This is a genomic window from Streptomyces sp. NBC_01431, assembly GCF_036231355.1.
Classification (GTDB): domain Bacteria; phylum Actinomycetota; class Actinomycetes; order Streptomycetales; family Streptomycetaceae; genus Streptomyces.
The window spans coordinates 908,231-926,546 of sequence record NZ_CP109496.1 but is presented as its reverse complement, the minus strand read 5'-3'; the positions used below and the strand labels follow the sequence as shown (position 1 = coordinate 926,546).

The window sequence follows — 18,316 nt, the reverse complement described above, 5'->3', positions numbered from 1 at the left end:
TGATTCATCAGGGGGGTTGAGGGGCAGTCGTACCCGTTTGGCGTGAATGGCGGTGTTGCCCCTGCGGCGCACGGTGCGCGAGCGTGCTGTGTCATGGATCGTGACCACACCACTGCCACCGCCTTCTCCCTCTCCCGCCGCCAACTGCTCGCCGCCGCGGGCGCGGCCGGGGCCGTCACCGCCGTCGCCCCCGTGCCCGCGCTGGCCGGATCGCGCACCGGTCTCTCGCTGTCCTTCACGGCCGCCACCAACGGCTCGGCGAGCCTTTCGCCCGCGGGAGACCGGCTGATCGCCGAGGTCCAGGACGTCCTGTGGTCGCTGCCGCGCGGCGGCGGCAAGGCCGAACCCCTCACGCCGGCCGGGCTTGAGCCCACCCGGCCCGTGCACGCGCCGGACGGCTCGCTCATCGCGTTCTGCGCCTACAAGGGCGGTGGGTACCACATCTGGACCATGCGGCCCGACGGATCGCAGGTGCGTCAGCGCACCGACGGGCCCTGGGACGACCGCGGGCCCGCCTGGTCGCCCGACGGCACCCGCATCGCCTTCGCCTCCGAGCGGGGCGGCGACCCGGTGGCCGGCAGCCCGTACCGCATCCACGTACTCGATCTGCGCACCGGCCAGTTGACCCGCGTGACCGGTCTCCCCGGCCAGGACGGCCCCCTGCAGGACGGCCCGTGGGAGGACTTCGACCCCACCTGGTCGCCCGACGGGCGGCGGATCCTGTTCGTGCGGGGAACGGCCCTCAGCACCCCCTTCGGGCTCGGCATGGACGCCAAAACCATCGCCGCGGTCGCGGCCCAGGACACCGGCGCGGTCACCACCGAGCACACCGAGACCGGGAACGCACAGGTCATGGCCCCGGCCGTCGACCCCGGCGGCCGCCGTCTCGCCTACCTGCGCACCACCGCCGCACCCAACGCCTCCTGCGTGCTCGTCGTCGACGGCAAGCCGGTGCCGGTCGCCGGGGATGTCGCCCCCGTACCCCCGCGCTGGACCCCCGACGGCGAGCTGCTCCTCACCGTGGACGGCCACTTCACCTTCGTACGCCCCGAGAATCCGGCGGACGCCACGAGCGTGCCCTTCGACGGCGTGCTCCCCGTCGACCGGCCGCGCTACCAGGTCAAGGAGTACGACCTCGGCGAGGAGCGGGTGCGTCCGGTGCGCGGCATCCATCTGCCCGCGCTGTCGCCCGACGGCACCCGCATCGCGTTCGCCGCCCTCAACTCGCTCTGGATCGCGGACACATCGGGCACCACGCCGCCCCAGCGGCTGCGCCAGGCCGACGCCACCCGCTATCTGCTCGGACCGGTCTGGGCGCGCGACGGCCACTGCCTCCTGTATGCCGACGACCGCGACGGGCTGCTCGGCGTCTACCGGCACGATCTGGCCACCGGCGACGAGAGCGCGCTGGCGACCGGCGGCCGGGTGCATCCGGCGCTCTCGCCGGACGGGAAGCGGCTCGCGGCCATCGACATGACCGGCCGACTCGTCGTCCGCGACCTCGCCAGCGGTGCGGAACGCGTCCTGGCGACCCCGATGGGCGGCGGCGGCCTGCCCGGCCGGCCCAGTTGGTCACCCGACGGGCGCTACCTCGCGCTCTGCGACCGCAACCGCCTCAACCTGCGCTTCCGCGAGGGCTACAACGTCATCAGGGTCGTGGACACGACCACCGGCACCGACCGACTGCACGCCGTGGCCCCGCACGTCTCCATCGCCGACCGCTACGACTCGGGGCCCGTCTGGTCGCCCGACGGCCGCTGGATGGCGGTCGTCGTGGAATCCGCCCTGTGCCTGCTGCCCGTCGCCCCCGACGGCACCCCGCAGGGCCCGCCGCGCACCCTCACCACCGAACCGGCCGACCACCCTTCCTGGTCCGGCGACTCGAAGACGCTGCTCTACCTGTCGGGCGCCCGGCTTCGGCTCATCGGCGTCGCCGGCGGCACCGCGCGCACCGTCCGCGTACCGCTCGACCAGCGCAGGCCCGCACCGGCCGACACCGTGGTGCACGCCGGACGGCTCTGGGACGGCACCGGCGAATCGGTGCGGGACGACGTGGACATCGTCGTACGCGGCGGACGGATCGCCTCCGTCGAACCCCACCGCAAGCGCGGCGCGGCGCGCTACGTGGACGCCTCGGACCGCACCGTCGTCCCCGGCCTGTGGGACACCCACACCCATCCCTGGCAGAGCACCTACGGTGGCCGCCAGACCGTCGGCCAGCTCAGCTACGGGATCACCACCGCCGTCTCGCTCGGCGGCTTCGCCTACGAACAGGCCCGGATCCGCGAGGCGGTGGCGACCGGCCAGCTCGCCGGCCCCAGGCTCCTCACCACCGGGGAACTGCTCGACGGATCCCGCGTCGCCTACAGCATGGGCCGCGCCCACCGCACGGAGGACGGCCTGCGGCGCTCCCTGGAACGCGGCGCCGCCCTCGACTGGGACTTCGTCAAAACCTATGTAAGGGCGCCCAGTTGGGTCATGGAGCAGGCGGCTCGCTTCGCGCACGAGCGGCTCGGAGTGCGGTCCGGTAGCCATCTCCTGTCGCCGGGAGTCCAGGTCGGCCAGGATCTGACGACCCATCTGCAAGCCACCCAGCGCGCCGAGTTCGGGCATGCGACCAGCGCGACCGGTCACTCCTACGAGGACGTTCTGGAGATCTACACCGCGGCGGGGATCAACTTCGCGCTCATCGTGACCCCGTTCACCTCCGCGCCGCTGGTCGGCGCGGACCCCGCTCTCGCCGAGGACCCCCGGGTCACCGCCGTGATGCCGCCGTGGGACACGGCTGTCGTGCGGCAGTCGGCGAGCACCCCGCCGACCCCCGCGCAGCTGGCCACCCTGCGCACCGAGACCGACGTCTACCGCCGGGTCCTCGAAGCGGGCGGCCTGGTGGCGCTGGGCACGGACCAGCCCCTCGTCCCTGTCGGGCTCTCCCTCCATCTGAGCCTGCGCGCCCTCCACCTGGGCGGCCTCTCCCCGGCCGCGACCCTGCGCACCGCGACGGTCCTGCCTGCGCGGCTGTTCGGGCTCGACAGGGACCTCGGCACGGTCGAGCGCGGCAAGCTCGCCGACCTCACCCTGGTCGACGGCGACCCGTTCACGGACTTCGACACCCTGGTGCGGACGACGGCCGTGCTCAGGGGAGGTGTGCCGTACTCGACCGCCGATCTGGTGGCCGCCTTCCAGCCGCACGAGCGGCACGCGGCAACAACACACGACTGGCTCGAAGTGGGACGCCTGATGCGCCGCGACGGATGCTGCGACGCGGAGTTCTGAGCCGGACCGGGTCGGGCCGTCCGTCGGCCCGGCCCGGGGAATGCCAGGTGGCGACAGGGTCAGCCGAGGGCCGACAGGCCCTTCTCCAGGTCCTCGCCGTTCATGACGGGGTCGATGGAGATCTTGGCGCCCATCTCCATGAAGAACGGCTCGGCGACCTTCGGAATCTGGGACGGGTCGGCCAGGTCGAAAACGATGTACGCCGTACGGCAGCCGTTGTTGGCGCCGAAGTAGGCGGCCTCCGGCCGCAGTGCCTCCAGAGCGGACTGCATCGTCTTCTGCAAGGACCCGTTCCGAATGGCCTCGTTGCCCTTCTCGGTGTCCAGTTCGGCCCGCAACATCACCCGCACGGAACTCACCCCTTCCCGACCGGGCGGGTGGTGTGGACGCACCGGTGGCTCCCGGCCGCACATACCTCAAGCGTCCCCCCTTCGCCACATGACCACAACGCGAGCGGGTGAGAGCGCCGTGCGCCCTACGCCCGAACAGCCCACCAGCCCGCGCGGGCGCCGCCCGTGCCGGGCTCCAATGAACGGGTGACCGCGCCCCCTGACGACTGCCTTGCGCGCAACGACTGGATCTGCGGCGCCTACCTCTCCTCCCGCGGCGAGATCCTCTGGGCCGCCGTCCTCCAGCACCTGAGGCTCACGGCGGTCTCCGTCCTGCTCGGCCTGCTCATCGCCGTGCCCCTGGCCGTCGCGGCCCGCCGCTGGCACTGGGCCGCGGGACCCGTACTCGGTGTGACCACGGTCCTGTACACCATCCCGTCCCTGGCCATGTTCTCGCTGCTGCTCCCGCTGTACGGGCTCTCCGCGTCCATCGTCATCGCGGGCCTCGTGCTGTATTCGCTGACCCTGCTGGTACGGAACATCCTGGCCGGGCTGCGGGCCGTCCCCGAGGACACCCGGCAGGCGGCGCGCGGCATGGGATACGGACCGTTCCGGCTGCTCCTGGCCGTGGAACTCCCGCTCGCGCTGCCCGCCGCCATGGCCGGACTGCGGATCGCCACCGTCTCCGCGGTCTCCCTGGTGACCGTCGGCGCCATCGTCGGCTACGGCGGCCTCGGCAACCTGATCTACGCGGGGATGAACACCTACTTCAAGGCGCAGGTGCTCACCGCCTCCGTGCTGTGCGTGGTGATCGCCGTGGCCGCCGATCTGCTGCTGCTCGGCATCCAGCGGCTGCTGACCCCGTGGACGAGGGCGGCAGGATCATGACCACGCTGTCCGACGCCTGGTCGTGGCTCACCTCGGCCGCCCACTGGTCGGGCGAGAACGGCATCTGGCACCGGCTCGGCGAACACCTCTGGCTCACCGCGGTGTGCCTCGTGCTGAGCTGTCTGATCGCGCTGCCCGTGGCCCTGGTGCTCGGCCACCTCGGCAAGGGTGGCGCGCTCGCCGTCAACCTCTCCAACATCGGCCGGGCCGTACCCACCTTCGCCGTCCTCGTGCTGCTCCTGCTGACCCCGCTCGGCGGGCACGGCGAGTGGCCGACCATCGTCGCGCTGATCCTCTTCGCGGTACCGCCCCTGCTGACCAACGCCTACGTCGGGATGCGCGAGGTCAACCGCGATGTGGTGCGCGCCGCCCGGGGCATGGGCATGACCGGACGCCAACTCCTGCTCCGCGTCGAGCTCCCCCTCGCCCTGCCGCTGATCCTCACCGGGGTGCGGATCGCCGCCGTGCAGCTCGTCGCGACCGCCACGCTCGCGGCCCTCGCGGGCGGCGGCGGGCTCGGCAGGATCATCACGGCGGGCTTCAATCTCGCCTCGACCCCCCAAGTGGTCGCGGGCGCCGTACTCGTGGCCGTGTTCGCACTGATCGTGGAGGCGGTCTTCGAGGCGGTCCAGCGGTTCGCCCCGCAGTGGGCGAGGGGCGGACCGGGGTGAGGGCGCGCCTGCTGCTCGCGGCTCTGGCCCTGACGGCTGCCGGCGCCTGTACCACCGGGCCGAGCCTGGAGAAGCAGGGCGCGGTCACCGCGCCGCCCGGCGACAGCAAGCACCTGACGATCGGCACGGCCGGATTCACCGAGAGCGACCTGCTGGCCCAGATGTACGTCCTGCTCCTCGGCAAGGCGGGCTACGGCACGAAGATCCTGTCGGTCACCAACCGCGAGATCTACGAACCCGCCCTGGAGAGCGGCCAGATCGACGTCGTGCCCGAGTACGCGGCGACCTTCGCGGACTGGCTGAACGCCAAGACCCACGGCGTTGACGCGCCTCCCGTCGGCTCACCGGACCTCGCCCGCACGATGACGGCGCTGCGCGCCCTGGCCGCACCGCGCGGCCTCACGACCCTGGACCCGGGCCGGGCGGTGGACCAGAACGCGTTCGCCGTCGCGGCGGCCCATGCGCGCGAGCACCGGCTCAAGACGCTCAGCGACCTCGGCGCGGCGAAGCTCCCGGTGCGGCTGGCGGCGGGCGACGAGTGCGTCCAACGCCCTTACTGCGAACCGGGGTTGAAGAAGGCGTACGGCATCGACATCACCGCCGTCGACCCCAAGGGCGTCGGCACCACACAGGCCAAGCAGGCCGTCCAGAGCGGTCAGGACCAGATGGTCCTGACCACCACGACGGATGCCACGCTCGCCGGCTTCGGCCTGGTGCTGCTCGCCGACGACAAGCACCTCCAGAACGCGGACTACATCGTTCCGGTGGTGAACCGCGCGCGGGCGGGCAGTGCGGGGGTGACGGGCGCGCTGGGCCGGCTCAACGCGGTGCTCACCACCGCCGACCTCGCCTCTCTGAACGAGCAGGTGGACAGCTGGCGACGGCTGCCCGAGGACGTGGCCAGGACCTACCTGAAGTCCAAGGGCCTGCTCTGAGCGTCAACTCCGCTCCTGCGTCGTGGAGTTGAGAACATCCTGCGCGGTGTGGGTGCCGGTCGGCGAGGGGGTTCGAGGGGCGCAGCCGGTCACGGGGGATCCGCGATCGAGTTGAACTCGACCTCCCCCCGCGCCACTCCCAGCGCATCCGCGTCGACCGAGCGCCGCAGCGCCTCGTGGAGCTTCGCCGGGGTCAGGACGCCGAGGAACCGAGCCCCGTCCAGGACGGCCACCCAGCCCGCGTCGTACTGGAGCATCTCGCTGAAGGCCTGCTTGAGCGGGGCCCCGACCGTCACCCACGCGTCCATGCGCCGGGCCAGATCGGCGACCGACCCCGCGCCGGCCAGCGAAAGCTCGTCCACCCCGACCCAGCCGTGCAGTTCGCCCGAGTCGCTGAGCACCACCGCCCAGCGCGCGCCCTCCTGACGCAGCCGGGCCGCGGCGGGCCCGACTGGCTCGCCGAGCCGGACGACCGGCGGCTGCTCCAGATCGTCCGGCTCCACCGACGTCACCGACAATCGCTTCAACCCCCGGTCGGATCCCACGAATTGGGCGACGTACGACGTGGACGGCGCGCCGAGCACCGAGGCCGGGGTGTCGAACTGCTCGATGCGCCCACTCCCGTACACCGCCATGCGGTCGCCCATCCGCACCGCCTCCTCGATGTCATGGGTGACCAGGAGCACCGTCTTGCGTACCGTCGCCTGAAGGCCGAGGAACTCGTTCTGCAGCCGCTCGCGCACCACGGGGTCGACCGCGCCGAACGGCTCGTCCATCAGAAGGACCGGCGGGTCCGCGGCCAGCGCCCGCGCGACCCCCACGCGCTGTCGCTGGCCACCCGAGAGCTGCGCGGGGTAGCGCGGCCCGTACGTCGCCGGGTCGAGGCCGACGAGGTCGAGCAGCTCGGCCGCCCGCGCCCGTGCCCTGGCCCGCTTCCAGCCGACCAGCGCCGGGACGGTGGCGGTGTTGTCGAGGACGGTGCGGTGCGGGAAGAGCCCGACCTGCTGGATGACGTAACCGATCCTCCGGCGCAGCTTCACCGGATCGAGCGTGGCGATGTCCTCACCCTCCACCAGGATCCGGCCGGAGGTCGGCTCGATGAGCCGGTTCACCATCATCATCGTGGTGGTCTTGCCGCAGCCGGACGGGCCGACGAGGGTGACCAGTTCGCCTTCGGTGACCTCGAAGGACAGATCGTCGACGGCGGTGGTGCCGTCCGGGTAGACCTTGCTGACCTGCTCGAACCGGATCATGGATCCACGCTAGGAGGCGCGGGACCGGCCCGCACTCGGGCCGGCCCCGGGGGGTGCCTGTCAGGGGGCCGTGGGCAGCCGCACCCTGAAGACCGCGCCCTCGCCCGGCGCGGTGTCCAGCTCGACCCCGCCCTGATGCGCCTGGACGAGCGCCGAGGCGATGGCGAGGCCGAGCCCCGCGCCGCCCCCGGTCTGCCGACTGCGCGAGGCGTCGACCCGGTAGAAGCGCTCGAAGACGCGGGCCGCCTGTTCCGGGGCGAGACCGGGCCCCGAGTCGGCGACCTCGATGAAGCCGTGGCCGTCGGTGCTGCCCACCCCGATGCGTACCGCAGAGCCCGAGGGCGTGTGCGCCACCGCGTTCCCCACAAGGTTCGCGACCACCTGGCGCAGCCGCGACTCGTCGCCGAGTACCGGGGCCGGTCCCGGCGCACCGCTGCCGCCGAGCCCGGTCAGGGTCACCTCGCGCGTCGGGTCCAGGGCGCGGGTGTCGTGCAACGCGTCCACCGCCAGGGTGCGCAGATCCATCGGTGCGAGCTGGAGCGGCCGCTGCTCGTCCATGCGGACCAGCGTGAGCAGGTCCTCCACCAGACCACCCAGGCGCACCGCCTCGCTCTCGATCCGGGCCATCGTGCGCTTCACGTCGGCGTCGTCTGCGAGCGCGCCCATCCGGTACAGCTCGGCGAAGCCCCGGATGCCGGCCAACGGGGTGCGCAGTTCATGGCTGGCGTCCGCGACGAAGCGTCGCATCTGCTCCTCCGACTCGGCGCGTGCCGCGAACGCCGACTCCAGCTGGGCCAGCATCCCGTTGAGCGCGCTGGTGAGCCGGCCCGCCTCGGTGCGCGGCGACGCGTCCGGCATCCGGTGCGACAAAGGACGCCCGGCGGCGATCTCCGCCGCGGTGGCCTCGATGCGGCGCAGCGGGCGAAGGCCCGCCCGCACCGCGAACCAGCCCGCCACCCCGAGCAGCAGCGCCACGACGACGCCGATCAGCTCGAACGCGGTGGCCAGATGGTCGACCGTCGACGACACCTCCTCCAGCGGGGCCGCCACGACCACGCCGGCGGGAATCGCGGGATCGGCGCTGTCCACCGGCACGATCAGCATCCGCCAGCTACCGCCGCCGTGATCGCTGGGCACCTCGAACGGCTTGCCGAGCCGGGCCCGCAGCGCTTGTGCGTCCATCGTCGGCCACACCGGCCGCGGGTCGCCCGCCGCGACGGGCTGGCGGAACTGCTCGGTGACCTTTCCGTCGTCGGCGGCGAACGCGATCACATACTGGCTCGGCAGCCAGGCCCGACTGCCGCCGGGCCGGTTCAGCCGCGGCGCCGGAGTGCCTTCGACGCGGACCCGGTGCGCCACCGACGCCCCGAACCGGTCGAGCTGCTGGTCCACCCGCTGCACCAACTGGCCGCGTACCGAGCTCAGTACGACGGTGTCGCTCACGGTGAGACCCAGCGCGACCAACGCCATGGCGAGCAGCACGAGCCGCGAGCGCAGCGAAAGGGCGGCGAAGCGGCGCGGCAGCCGTCCAAGGCGCGCCCGGAGGTACCTCAGCATCGGGGGCACACCTCAGGACTGCGGACGGCGCAGCACGTAGCCGATGCCGCGCACGGTGTGGATGAGTTTGGGCGCGCCCCCGGTCCCGGAGTCCACCTTGCGACGCACATAGGAGATGTACGACTCGACGATGCTGAGGTCGCCGCCGAAGTCGTACGCCCACACGTGGTCGAGGATCTGCGGCTTGGACACCACGCGGTCGGCGTTGGTCATCAGGTACGCGAGGAGCTTGAACTCGGTGGGGGAGAGGGAGACGGGCCGCCCGGCCCGCAGGACCTGGTGGCCCACCGGGTCCAGTTCGAGGTCGCCCGCCACCAGGCGGCCCTCGCCGCTCGGGCCGCCGGTGCGGCGCAGGATCGCGCGGATCCGGGCGATCAGCTCCTCCAGGCTGAAGGGCTTGGTGACGTAGTCGTCGCCGCCCGCCGTCAGGCCGCTGATCTTGTCGTCGACGCCGTCCTTCGCGGTGAGGAAGAGCACCGGCAGATGGTCCGGACCCGGGCCGCCGCCCGCTTCCTCGCGCAGTTTGCGCACCACCGCGAAGCCCGTCATGTCGGGCAGCATCACATCGAGGACCACCAGGTCGGGACGCTCCTTGGCGATCGCCGCCAGCGCGTCGGCGCCGGTGGCCGCCGAGACGACCTTGAAGCCGACGAAACGCAGCGACGCCGAGAGCAGTTCCCTGATGTTCGGCTCGTCGTCGACGACCAGCAGGCTCGCCTCGGGCGTGGCCGTGTCCATCGGGGCCATCGGGTTCCTCCTCGTGACGGCGTGGTCGGTGGGCGCGCGGTCAGCCCCGGCCACCGCCGAAACCGCTCGCGCCGCCCTGGGTGACGGTGGTCGCCGCGACATCGCCGGAGGCGTTCTGGCTGCCGCGCACGGTCACCGTCTGGCCCGGTTGCAGATCGGAGACCTTGCCGTTCTTGGCCTCGGTGACCTGGGTGCTGCCGGCCGTGGTCACCTTGACGACGTTGCCCTGGGTGTCGGTGACGTAGATGGTGCTGCCGTCGACGAGCTTCACCGTACCGATGGTCAGCCCGGCAGCCGCGCCCGGGTTGCCGCCGCCGCCCTGGCCGCCACCGAAGCCTCCTCGCTGGCCGGTCTGGCCGGCGCCCCCGCGACTGGTCGCGCCCGGGGTGCGCTGGGTTGCCGACGACGAGCCCGGGGCCTGGTTCTTCTCCACGAGGGCGCCGGCGGTGAAGGCGAGCCCCGCCACGAGGCCGCCGGAAAGCAGCAGAGTGAGCCACGGCAGCCGGGGCCGGGGCGGAGCACTGAGCTCGGCCGAGATGTCCCGGGTGTCCGGCGGCTCGGCGAGGATGTCCTCGGGGTGGCCGGCCTCCGTGGGGCCGGCGCTCTCCAAAATCTCGGCGTTGCCGAACATGTCCGCTTCTCCCTGTCCGTACATGGGGTTCATTCGTGCCGCAGCGCTTCGATGGGCCGCAGGCTCGCGGCGCGGTTGGCCGGGTAGCCGCCGAAGAAGAGGCCGATCGCCACGGCGATGGCGAACGCGCCGACGACCGATTCGGGGATGATCACCGGCTTGATGCCGACGATGGTGAAGTGCGAGCCGATCAGTCCCGCGGCCACCCCGAGCCCGCCGCCGATCAGCGAAAGCAGCGTCGACTCGGCGAGGAACTGCCCGAGGATGACGCCCCGGGGCGCGCCGATCGCCTTGCGGATGCCGATCTCGCGGGTCCGCTCGGTCACCGTCACCAGCATGATGTTGGTGATGCCGATCCCGCCGACGAGCAGCGAGATCGCGGCCACCGCGCCGAGCAGCACCGTGAACGTCTTGTTCGTGTCGGCCTGGGTGGTCAGCAGGGACGCCTGGCTGCTCACCCGGAAGTCGAGCGCGTTCGGGTCCTTGAGACCGTGCCGTCCCATCAGGACGGTGGTGATCTCGGTCTGCGCGTCGGTCGTCGCGTCGGCCGACTTGGCCTCGACGAGGATCTGGCCGAGCGAGCCGAAGCCGGTGAAGGCGTTCTGCACGGTGGGCAGTGGGGCGATCACCACGTCGTCGGGGTCCTGGAAGCCGGTGCCGCCCTTGGTGGCGAGGACGCCGACGACCGTGAACGGCGTACCGCCGAGCGTCATCTTCTTGCCGACCGGATCGGCGGTGCCGAACAGGTCGGTTGCCGTGGTCGAGCCGATGACGGCCACCTTGCGGGAGGCGAGCACGTCGTCGGAGCTGAAGTAGTCGCCCTTGGTGACCTTGCTGTTGGACGCCTTGAAGTACGCCGGGTAGGTGCCCACGACCTGGCTGACCGGGTGCGACGTTCCGTCGTACAGCGCGGTCTGCGAGGTGGTGGTCTCCGGGGCGACCGACTCCACGTGCGGGGCCGTCGCGGGATCGGCGAGTGCCCTCGCGTCATCCACGGTGAGGGGTTTGGTGACGGTGGCCGAGCGCGAGCCGCCGAAGCCGCCGCCGGAGGACACCGTGAGCGCGTTGGTGCCGAGCTTCTCGATGGAGTTCTTCACGGCCTGCGACGAGCCGTTGCCGACGGCGAGCAGCACGATGACCGCGGCCACGCCGATCAGCACCCCGAGCATGGTCAGCGCGGAGCGCACCTTGTTCGCCGCGAGCCCGCCGAAGGCGAAGCGCAGCGTCTCGAACGGGTTCACCGGGCGCCTCCGACAAGGGAGTTGTCCTCGCGCAGGGCGGGCGGCGGGCCGTCGACGGGGGCTTGGCGTACATCGTCGACGATGGTTCCGTCGACCAGGCGGATGACCCGCTTGGCGTGCCGGGCCACCTCGTCCTCGTGGGTGATCAGCACGACGGTGCGCCCAGCCGCGTTCAGCCGGTCCACCACGGCCAGTACCTCTTCGGTGCTGTGGCTGTCGAGGTTGCCGGTGGGTTCGTCGGCGAGCAGCATCGCGGGCGCGGTGACCAGCGCGCGGGCGACGGCCACGCGCTGCTGCTGGCCGCCGGAGAGTTCGTTGGGGCGGTGGTCCATCCGGTCGGCGAGACCCACCAGGGTGAGCGCGGCCCGAGCCCGGCGGCGCCGCTCGGCGGGCTTGACACCCGCGTACGCCAGCGGCAGTTCGACCTGGGCCAGCGCGGGTGTGCGCGGCACCAGGTTGAACGACTGGAAGACGAAGCCGATCTTGCGGTTGCGGACCAGCGAGAGCTGGTGCTCGTCGAGCCCGCCCACGTCGATGCCGTCGAGCAGATAGCGGCCGGAGGTCGGCACGTCCAGGCAGCCGAGGATGTTCATCAGGGTCGACTTGCCGGAACCCGAACTTCCCATCACGGCCACGAAGTCGCCCTGCTTGACGAGCAGTTCGACCCCCGGGGACGTGCCGGTCGCCGGGTCCACGGGGCCGCCGAGCGCACGGACGGTCGCGTCGCCGTGCCCGTACGTCTTGAGCAGCGAGCGCACCTCGATCACCGGCGGCGGGTCCCAGGGGCCGTCGGTCGACGGCGCCTCGGGCAGCGCCGCGGTGCCGCGCGGCCACAGGGGTGGCGTCATCCGCGGCCACCCCCGCCGCCACCGGCACGGAAGCCGCCGCCTGCCGTGCCGCCCCCGCCGCGGGTCCGCCCGCCGCCCCCGCCGAGACCGCCCGGGAAGGCGCCGCTCGGGAAGCCGCCGTTGCCGGTCGTGGAGACGGTGGTGAGCTGCACCTTCTCGCCCTCGCTCAGTCCGCTGAGGATCTGGTCGGTGGTGTCGCCCTCCACGCCGACGGTCACCGGGGTGCGCTGGGTGCTGCCGTCGGCCTTGACCACGGTCACGGTGCGGTTGGCGCCCGTGCCGCTCACCGCGGCGGTCGGCACCGACAGGGCGCCGGACGCCTCGCCCGTGACGACCTGGATGCTGGCGCTGAGGCCGGTGCGCAGCGACGTGGTGGGGCTGGTGATGGTGAGCGTGGCCGCGTACTGCACGGCGCTGCCCGAGCTGCTTTGGCCGCCACCGCCGGAGCCGGAACCGCTGGATACGGGCAGCGAACTGACCGAGAGTACCTTGGCGTTGAGGACGGTGTCCGACTCGGCGTTGAGCGTGACGGTGGCCGCCTGGCCGGGCTTCAGCTTGAGCGCGTCGGCCTCGGAGAAGTTGGCGGTGACCTGCATGCCGGAGGGGTTGGTGAGTACCACGAAGCCGGACAGGGCCGAGGACGAGGCCGAACTGGCGCTGCTGGACGCCGAGTTGGAGCCGCCGCCGTTGCCGCCGTTGCTCGTGCCGTTGCCGCCGGTGCCCGTGACGGTGTCGCCCGTCTTCGCCGACACGGACGCGACGGTCCCGGCCACCGGGGCGGTGAGCGTGGTCCCGTCGACGGCCCGCTGGGCCGCGTCCACCGCGTTCTGGGCCTGGGTGAGCTGTGCTTCGGCCTGGGCCAGCTGGGCGGGGTCGACCGTCGGCGAGGCGGTGGGCGTGGTCGCGGTCGCGGTGCTCGCGCCGCCCCGGGTGGCGCCGCCGCCCGAGCCGGTCGACGTGCTCGAACTGGGCTGGCCCTCCTGCACCTTGGTGAGGTTGGCCTGGGCCGCGGTCAGCGACGCCTCGTCCTGGGAGAGGGTCTCCTTGGCCGCGGTGGCGTCGACCTTGCCGAGCAGCTGCCCCTTGGAGACCTTGTCGCCCGGCTTGACGTCGACCTCGGTGAGTCGGCCGCCGGTGGTGAAGTTCACCCCGGCGTCGCTGGGCGAGGTCAGGGAGCCGGAGCCGGACACGGTGGCGAGGACCGTGTCCTTGGCGACCGTCGCGGTCCGGGCGCCGCTCTTCGCGGGAGTGCCGCTGTCGCTGGTCACCGCTGCGTAGGCGCCACCGGCGCCCGCGAGGACGGCCACGCCGAGCACCGAGTTGATCAGGACGGCTTTGCGCCGTCGTGGAAGCACCTTCATGACGGCGGATCCTGGCGGCCCGCACTTTGGAGGGTCTGGGAGCTTTCTGGGAGTTCCCTGGGAGCGCGAACCCCGCCGATTCTCCGCATTGCGGATGTGGCGTGACGTACCGGCCACCATCTGTGCCCCAAGGGCCCCGGCCGGGCCCCGGCACTCAGGGAATTCCCAGCCTTTCCCCCGGCGGCGCCCACCCGGGTGGGGTTCAGTCATGGGTCGCCGACGGCGTACCGACCCCAGCGAGGCCGTCTTCAGTCCAACGCACCGAGGAGACACCGGACATGACCTGGACCAAGCGCCGGCCGGCCACTGCGCGCACCGCGAGCGTCGTGCGGGCCGCGGTCTGTGCCGCCGCCGTCACGGCGTGCGGCGTACTGCTCGCGGCCTGCTCGTCCTCGGGCTCCGCCCCGAGCGCCCAGGCGAAGCCCGCCGGCTCCGCCTCCGCGGGAGCCACCGGTTCCAAGGGCATGGACGCCTACCGCCAGTGCCTGGCGCAGCACGGCGTCACGATGGCGCCCCGGCCGAGCGGTGGCACCCGGCGGCCCGGCGGGGGAGGCGGCGGCTTCGGTGGCTTCGGCGGAGGCGGGGCGTCCGCCGATCCGGCCCGGCAGCAGGCCGCCCAGGCCTGCGCGAGCCTGCGCCCGCAGTTCAACGGAAGCGGCCGGGGCGGTGGCGACGGCACGGCGATGAAGGCCTTCACGAGCTGCCTCAAGGACCACGGCGTCGTCCTGCCCTCGGCGTCCCCGGGCGCCGGCGGCATGCGCGGCGGCTTCAACACCTCGGACCCGAAGTCCGCCCAGGCCTTCCAGGTCTGCAAGGCCCTGCTCCCGCAGCGCCGCTCGGGAGCGCCGTCGCCCTCCGCGAGCCCGTCGGCCTGAGAGGGCGAAGCGGTCCGGGGAAGTCCGGCGGCCCCGTGGAGCGCTCAGCCCCCTCGGCCCGGGGAGTCCGGGCCGAGGGGGCCGCACGCGGCGGGCCTGGGCTTACACGTGCGGCCGGTGCCCGCGCTCCTGCTTGGGGAAGGTCTGGTCGGCGCCGGGCAGGGTCGGCTTCGGAAGGGTGGCCACCTCGCGCTTGGCCTCCTCCAGCTGCTTCGCCGTGTCGTCCGGCAGCCGCGGCGGGCGGGGCGGGGCGCTGCTGAACCGGAAGGCCGTGGTCAGGTCGCCGAAGGTGCGGCGGCGCCACTGGCTGATGTTGGGCTCCTTGACGCCCGTGAACTCTTCCAGGAAGCGCAGCGCGGAGGTGTGGTCGAAGGCCTCGCTCGCCACCCAGCCGCCCACGGTCCACGGCGAGATGATGATGGCGGGGACACGGAAGCCGCCCCCGATGGGCAGCCCGCCGACGAACTCGTCCGCCGTGCCCGCCTTCGGTGTCGGCGGGGCCACATGGTCGAACAGGCCGTCGTTCTCGTCGTAGTTGAGGATGAACGCGGTCTTCGCCCACACCTTCGGGTTGGACGCGATGGCCTCGATCTTCTGGGCCACGAAGTCCGCGCCCGCGGCGGGCAGGTAGTCGGGGTGCTCGGACTGGTGGCTGGTCGGGATGATCCAGGAGACCGCGGGCAGCCGGTCGGCGCGGGCGTCGTCCTCGAAGGTGCCGGCGGGCTGCGGTCGCACCCCGCGCTCGTACAGCGGGGAGCCGGGCTTGGCGTCGCGGAAGGACTGGAACTGCTCAAGCAGGTTGCAGCCGTAGTCGTCGTCCTGCTGGTAGACCTTCCAGCTGACGCCGGCGGACTGGAGGCGCTCGGCGTACGTCGTCCACCGGTACGGCTTGGGCGCGCGGTTGCTGACCACCGGGCCGCCCTTGGTGCCGCCCGGGTCGATCGTGCCGGTCATCCAGTACAGGCGGTTCGGCCAGGTCGGGCCGAAGACGGAGGAGTAGTAGTTGTCGCAGATGGTGAAGGTCTCCGCGAGCGCGAACTGGAACGGGATGTCCTCGCGGGTGTAGTAGCCCATCACATAGGGCCCGTTGACGCCGTCCGCCTTGCGGTGCGCGGGCAGCCACCGGTCCATCTTTCCGCCGTTCCACGCCTGGTGCTGCACGGCCCAGGCATGGCTGGTGGACGGGATGGCCTGCGCGCTCGTGCTGCGCGTGTTGAGGTGGAAGGGCAGCAGGTAGCCCCGGGGATTGGCCGGGTCGGGCTGGTAGAACACCGAGCGCCCGTTGGGCAGCTTGAGGGCGTCCGGGTCACTGAACCCGCGGACGCCGGACAGGGTGCCGAAGTAGTGGTCGAACGACCGGTTCTCCTGCATCAGCATGACGACGTGCTCGATGTCCTGCAGTGACCCGTGGCGCGGCGCGCCGGCGGCGACGGCCTTTTGCACACTGGGCGGCAGCAGGGTCAGTGCCGCCGCCCCGCCGATCGCCCCGGCTGCCGATCCGAGGAGTCTGCGTCGTGTCAACTCGGCCATGAACGCCCCTTTCAGAGCTGTCGGTTGAGACCAGTGACGTGGACCTGCCAGCCAATCCGCGTCCAGTCTGGCGCCGTTCGGTGTGGGGAGGTGGAGTGAACCGGTGAACTCGCGCCCAACGAAAAGCAAGAGCTTCGCCAAGCGTGGGCCGAAGCGTCACCCGGCCGGTGTCCGCACCGGGGTGCGTCGTGCCCGGCCGTCCCTTAGTCTCGGTAGCCTGACGGAGTGTCAGCATAGGGAAGGGGTGGCCCGGTGATCGACACCTTGGACCGGCGGGTCGGCGAAGGCGAGGAACGGATCCGGCTCGACATCACCGCCGGGGGCACCGGAGTCCTCACGCTCTGCCGGCCGGAGAAGCTCAACGGATGGAGCTGGGAGTCCAGCCGCCAACTGGGGCTGCTCGCCGACCGCATCCGCTTCGACGAGTCGGTCAGGGTCGTACTGCTGCGGGCCGAGGGGCGGGCCTTCTGTGCCGGGATCGACGTCACCGCGCCTGGCGGAGCCATCACCGGACGCTCGGCCGCCGAACGCACCCACCGCTACTACGAGGGCATCCGCTGGGTCCACGAGCGCTTCGCCGCCTTCGCCCGGCTGCCGCAGCCCGTGATCGCCGCCGTCCAGGGGTACTGTCTCGGCTTCGGCTTCGAACTGGCCCTGATGGCCGACATTCGGATCGCGGCCGACGACGCCGTGTTCGCCCTGCCGGAGACCGGGATCGGCGTGGCGGTCGACGCGGGAGGCGATCTGCGCATCGCGCGCGACGCGGGTGCGGGCTGGGCCAAACTGCTCGCCCTCACCGGCCGCCGCATCGACGCCCCCACCGCGGAGCGACTCCGCCTCGTCCAACAGGTGCTGCCGAAAGCCGAGTTGGAGTCCACCGCCAAAGGCATCGCCGCCGAGATAGCGGCCAACGCGCCGCTCGCCGTACGGTCCGTCAAGCGCGGCATCGACGCCTTCGCCGACGCGGGCCTCGCCGAGGCCCTCGACCGTACGGCGCTGTCCGCGGCTCTCACGCTCACCTCCGAGGACGCCCGTGAGGGCTATGCGGCCAAGGCGGCGCGACGCCCGCCGTCCTTCGACGGAACGTGAGGGCGCGGCCGGGTCACTCTTCGAACGCGCCGCGCCCCAGCTGCTCCCGCACGCTGCTCACCGGCGGGGTCACCAGCGTGCGGCGCTGCCAGTTCGCCCCGTCCACCACCAAGGTGTGGCCGCTGATGAAACGCGCGTAGGGAGAGGCGAGGAAGGTGGCGGCCCAGCCGAGCTCGCGGGGCAGGCCCACACGCAACGCCGGCTGGCGCAGGGCGAGTTCGGCGGAGTCCTGTGCGCGGTCGAGGTGGGTGCGGACCGCCTCGGGGAGGTCCTGGTGCGGAAACAGACCGGGCACCAGGCCGTTCACCTGGATGCCGTACGGGCCCCACTCCACGGCCAGCGTCTCCACGAGATTGCGGACCCCCGCCTTCGCCGCCGCCGAATGCGCATAGCCCGGCCCGCCGGTCCAGGCGTACGAGGCTCCGATGCTGATCACTGATCCGGGGGTGCCTGCCGCGAGATGACGGCGACCGAACTCCCGGGTCATGAACCAGGTGCCGGTGAGGGTGATGTCGAGCACCGCCCGCCAGGCGTTCGGCGACAAGTCCTCGGCGGGGGAGGGGAAGTTGGCGGCGGCATTGTTCACCAGGACGGCCGGGAGGCCGAGCGTTGCCTCGGCCGCGTCGAAGACCTCGGCTATCCGCTCGGGCTCCCTGATGTCGCACACCGCCGCCGCCACCCGCCCGCCGAGCTCCGCGAGCTCTTCCCGGGCGGTTTTGAGGCGGTCCGCCGAGCGGCCCACGATCATGAGGTCGGCGCCGAGCCGCGCGAACTCGGTGGCCATCGCCTTGCCAAGACCCGACCCGCCCCCGGTGACCAGGACCACGCTGCCCTCGTACGTCCCCGGCGGCAGCGCGCACGCGCCGAGCGGAGGGGGCGCGGGGAGCCCGGGGTGCGCCGGCCGTGCGTTCTGGTGCGTCATGGCCGCATGCGTACCCGCCGGGGCCGTCATGCGCCAGAGTCGTGCACGAGGTCATCGCGAAACCGGGCGGCCGAAAAGGGCCCGGCTGTTTCCAAGCGGGCAAGCGACCGCTTAGTATGCCGCGGAGCAGTGCAACGTACTCAGCGGTACGCAGCCGTATCGC

At 72.4% G+C, this 18,316-nt stretch carries 16 protein-coding genes; 6 read left to right on the top strand and 10 right to left on the bottom strand.

Annotated features, from left to right (window positions below; genetic code table 11):
* Positions 1 to 93: 93 nt before the first annotated feature.
* Complete coding sequence (locus OG522_RS04455; protein WP_329461599.1) at positions 94 to 3,276, top strand: amidohydrolase family protein; 3,183 nt, start codon at positions 94 to 96, stop codon at positions 3,274 to 3,276.
* Between the two features lie 59 nt (positions 3,277 to 3,335).
* On the opposite strand, the gene OG522_RS04450 is transcribed toward OG522_RS04455, so the two are convergent.
* Positions 3,336 to 3,626, bottom strand: a complete 291-nt coding sequence (locus OG522_RS04450) for a hypothetical protein (protein ID WP_329461598.1) — start codon at positions 3,624 to 3,626, stop codon at positions 3,336 to 3,338.
* 186 nt (positions 3,627 to 3,812) lie between these two features.
* On the opposite strand from OG522_RS04450, the gene OG522_RS04445 reads away from it, so the two are divergent.
* The 3 genes from OG522_RS04445 to OG522_RS04435 are packed head-to-tail and all read left to right on the top strand — an operon-like array spanning position 3,813 to position 6,099.
* Positions 3,813 to 4,493: an ABC transporter permease gene (locus tag OG522_RS04445; protein WP_329461597.1), complete on the top strand. Its 681-nt coding sequence runs from the start codon at positions 3,813 to 3,815 to the stop codon at positions 4,491 to 4,493.
* Positions 4,490 to 5,164 (top strand): ABC transporter permease, encoded by a 675-nt coding sequence (locus tag OG522_RS04440; RefSeq protein ID WP_329461596.1) that lies wholly within the window; start codon positions 4,490 to 4,492, stop codon positions 5,162 to 5,164. Before OG522_RS04445 ends, OG522_RS04440 begins: the two co-directional genes overlap by 4 nt.
* On the top strand, positions 5,161 to 6,099 hold the full coding sequence (locus OG522_RS04435; protein WP_329461595.1) for an ABC transporter substrate-binding protein: 939 nt from the start codon (positions 5,161 to 5,163) through the stop codon (positions 6,097 to 6,099). Before OG522_RS04440 ends, OG522_RS04435 begins: the two co-directional genes overlap by 4 nt.
* Before the next feature lie 89 nt (positions 6,100 to 6,188).
* On the opposite strand, the gene OG522_RS04430 is transcribed toward OG522_RS04435, so the two are convergent.
* Genes OG522_RS04430 through OG522_RS04400 form a run of 7 tightly spaced genes read right to left on the bottom strand, consistent with a single transcriptional unit; the run spans position 6,189 to position 13,737 of the window.
* Positions 6,189 to 7,352: an ATP-binding cassette domain-containing protein gene (locus tag OG522_RS04430; RefSeq protein WP_329461594.1), complete on the bottom strand. Its 1,164-nt coding sequence runs from the start codon at positions 7,350 to 7,352 to the stop codon at positions 6,189 to 6,191.
* 60 nt (positions 7,353 to 7,412) lie between these two features.
* Positions 7,413 to 8,909, bottom strand: coding sequence for a sensor histidine kinase (locus OG522_RS04425; protein WP_329461593.1), 1,497 nt, complete (start codon positions 8,907 to 8,909; stop codon positions 7,413 to 7,415).
* Positions 8,910 to 8,921: 12 nt separating this feature from the next.
* Positions 8,922 to 9,647 (bottom strand): response regulator transcription factor, encoded by a 726-nt coding sequence (locus tag OG522_RS04420; RefSeq protein ID WP_329467484.1) that lies wholly within the window; start codon positions 9,645 to 9,647, stop codon positions 8,922 to 8,924.
* Between the two features lie 49 nt (positions 9,648 to 9,696).
* A complete protein-coding gene (locus OG522_RS04415) occupies positions 9,697 to 10,287 on the bottom strand; it encodes a hypothetical protein (RefSeq protein WP_329461592.1) in 591 nt (196 codons plus the stop codon).
* Between the two features lie 29 nt (positions 10,288 to 10,316).
* A complete protein-coding gene (locus OG522_RS04410) occupies positions 10,317 to 11,528 on the bottom strand; it encodes an ABC transporter permease (RefSeq protein WP_329461591.1) in 1,212 nt (403 codons plus the stop codon).
* Positions 11,525 to 12,376, bottom strand: a complete 852-nt coding sequence (locus OG522_RS04405; protein ID WP_329461590.1) for an ABC transporter ATP-binding protein — start codon at positions 12,374 to 12,376, stop codon at positions 11,525 to 11,527. The genes OG522_RS04410 and OG522_RS04405 overlap by 4 nt, the downstream gene beginning before the upstream one ends.
* Positions 12,373 to 13,737: an efflux RND transporter periplasmic adaptor subunit gene (locus tag OG522_RS04400; RefSeq protein ID WP_329461589.1), complete on the bottom strand. Its 1,365-nt coding sequence runs from the start codon at positions 13,735 to 13,737 to the stop codon at positions 12,373 to 12,375. The genes OG522_RS04405 and OG522_RS04400 overlap by 4 nt, the downstream gene beginning before the upstream one ends.
* Positions 13,738 to 14,015: 278 nt before the next feature.
* Between OG522_RS04400 and OG522_RS04395 the strand changes: the two genes are divergently transcribed.
* Positions 14,016 to 14,612, top strand: coding sequence for a hypothetical protein (locus OG522_RS04395; protein WP_329461588.1), 597 nt, complete (start codon positions 14,016 to 14,018; stop codon positions 14,610 to 14,612).
* Positions 14,613 to 14,714: 102 nt separating this feature from the next.
* On the opposite strand, the gene OG522_RS04390 is transcribed toward OG522_RS04395, so the two are convergent.
* Positions 14,715 to 16,142: an alkaline phosphatase family protein gene (locus tag OG522_RS04390; protein ID WP_329461587.1), complete on the bottom strand. Its 1,428-nt coding sequence runs from the start codon at positions 16,140 to 16,142 to the stop codon at positions 14,715 to 14,717.
* A gap of 252 nt (positions 16,143 to 16,394) precedes the next feature.
* Between OG522_RS04390 and OG522_RS04385 the strand changes: the two genes are divergently transcribed.
* The gene (locus OG522_RS04385; RefSeq protein ID WP_329461586.1) at positions 16,395 to 17,231 is read left to right on the top strand and encodes an enoyl-CoA hydratase/isomerase family protein; all 837 of its coding nucleotides are present in this window, start codon (positions 16,395 to 16,397) and stop codon (positions 17,229 to 17,231) included.
* Between the two features lie 13 nt (positions 17,232 to 17,244).
* On the opposite strand, the gene OG522_RS04380 is transcribed toward OG522_RS04385, so the two are convergent.
* On the bottom strand, positions 17,245 to 18,153 hold the full coding sequence (locus OG522_RS04380) for an SDR family oxidoreductase (protein WP_329461585.1): 909 nt from the start codon (positions 18,151 to 18,153) through the stop codon (positions 17,245 to 17,247).
* Positions 18,154 to 18,316: the final 163 nt, after the last annotated feature.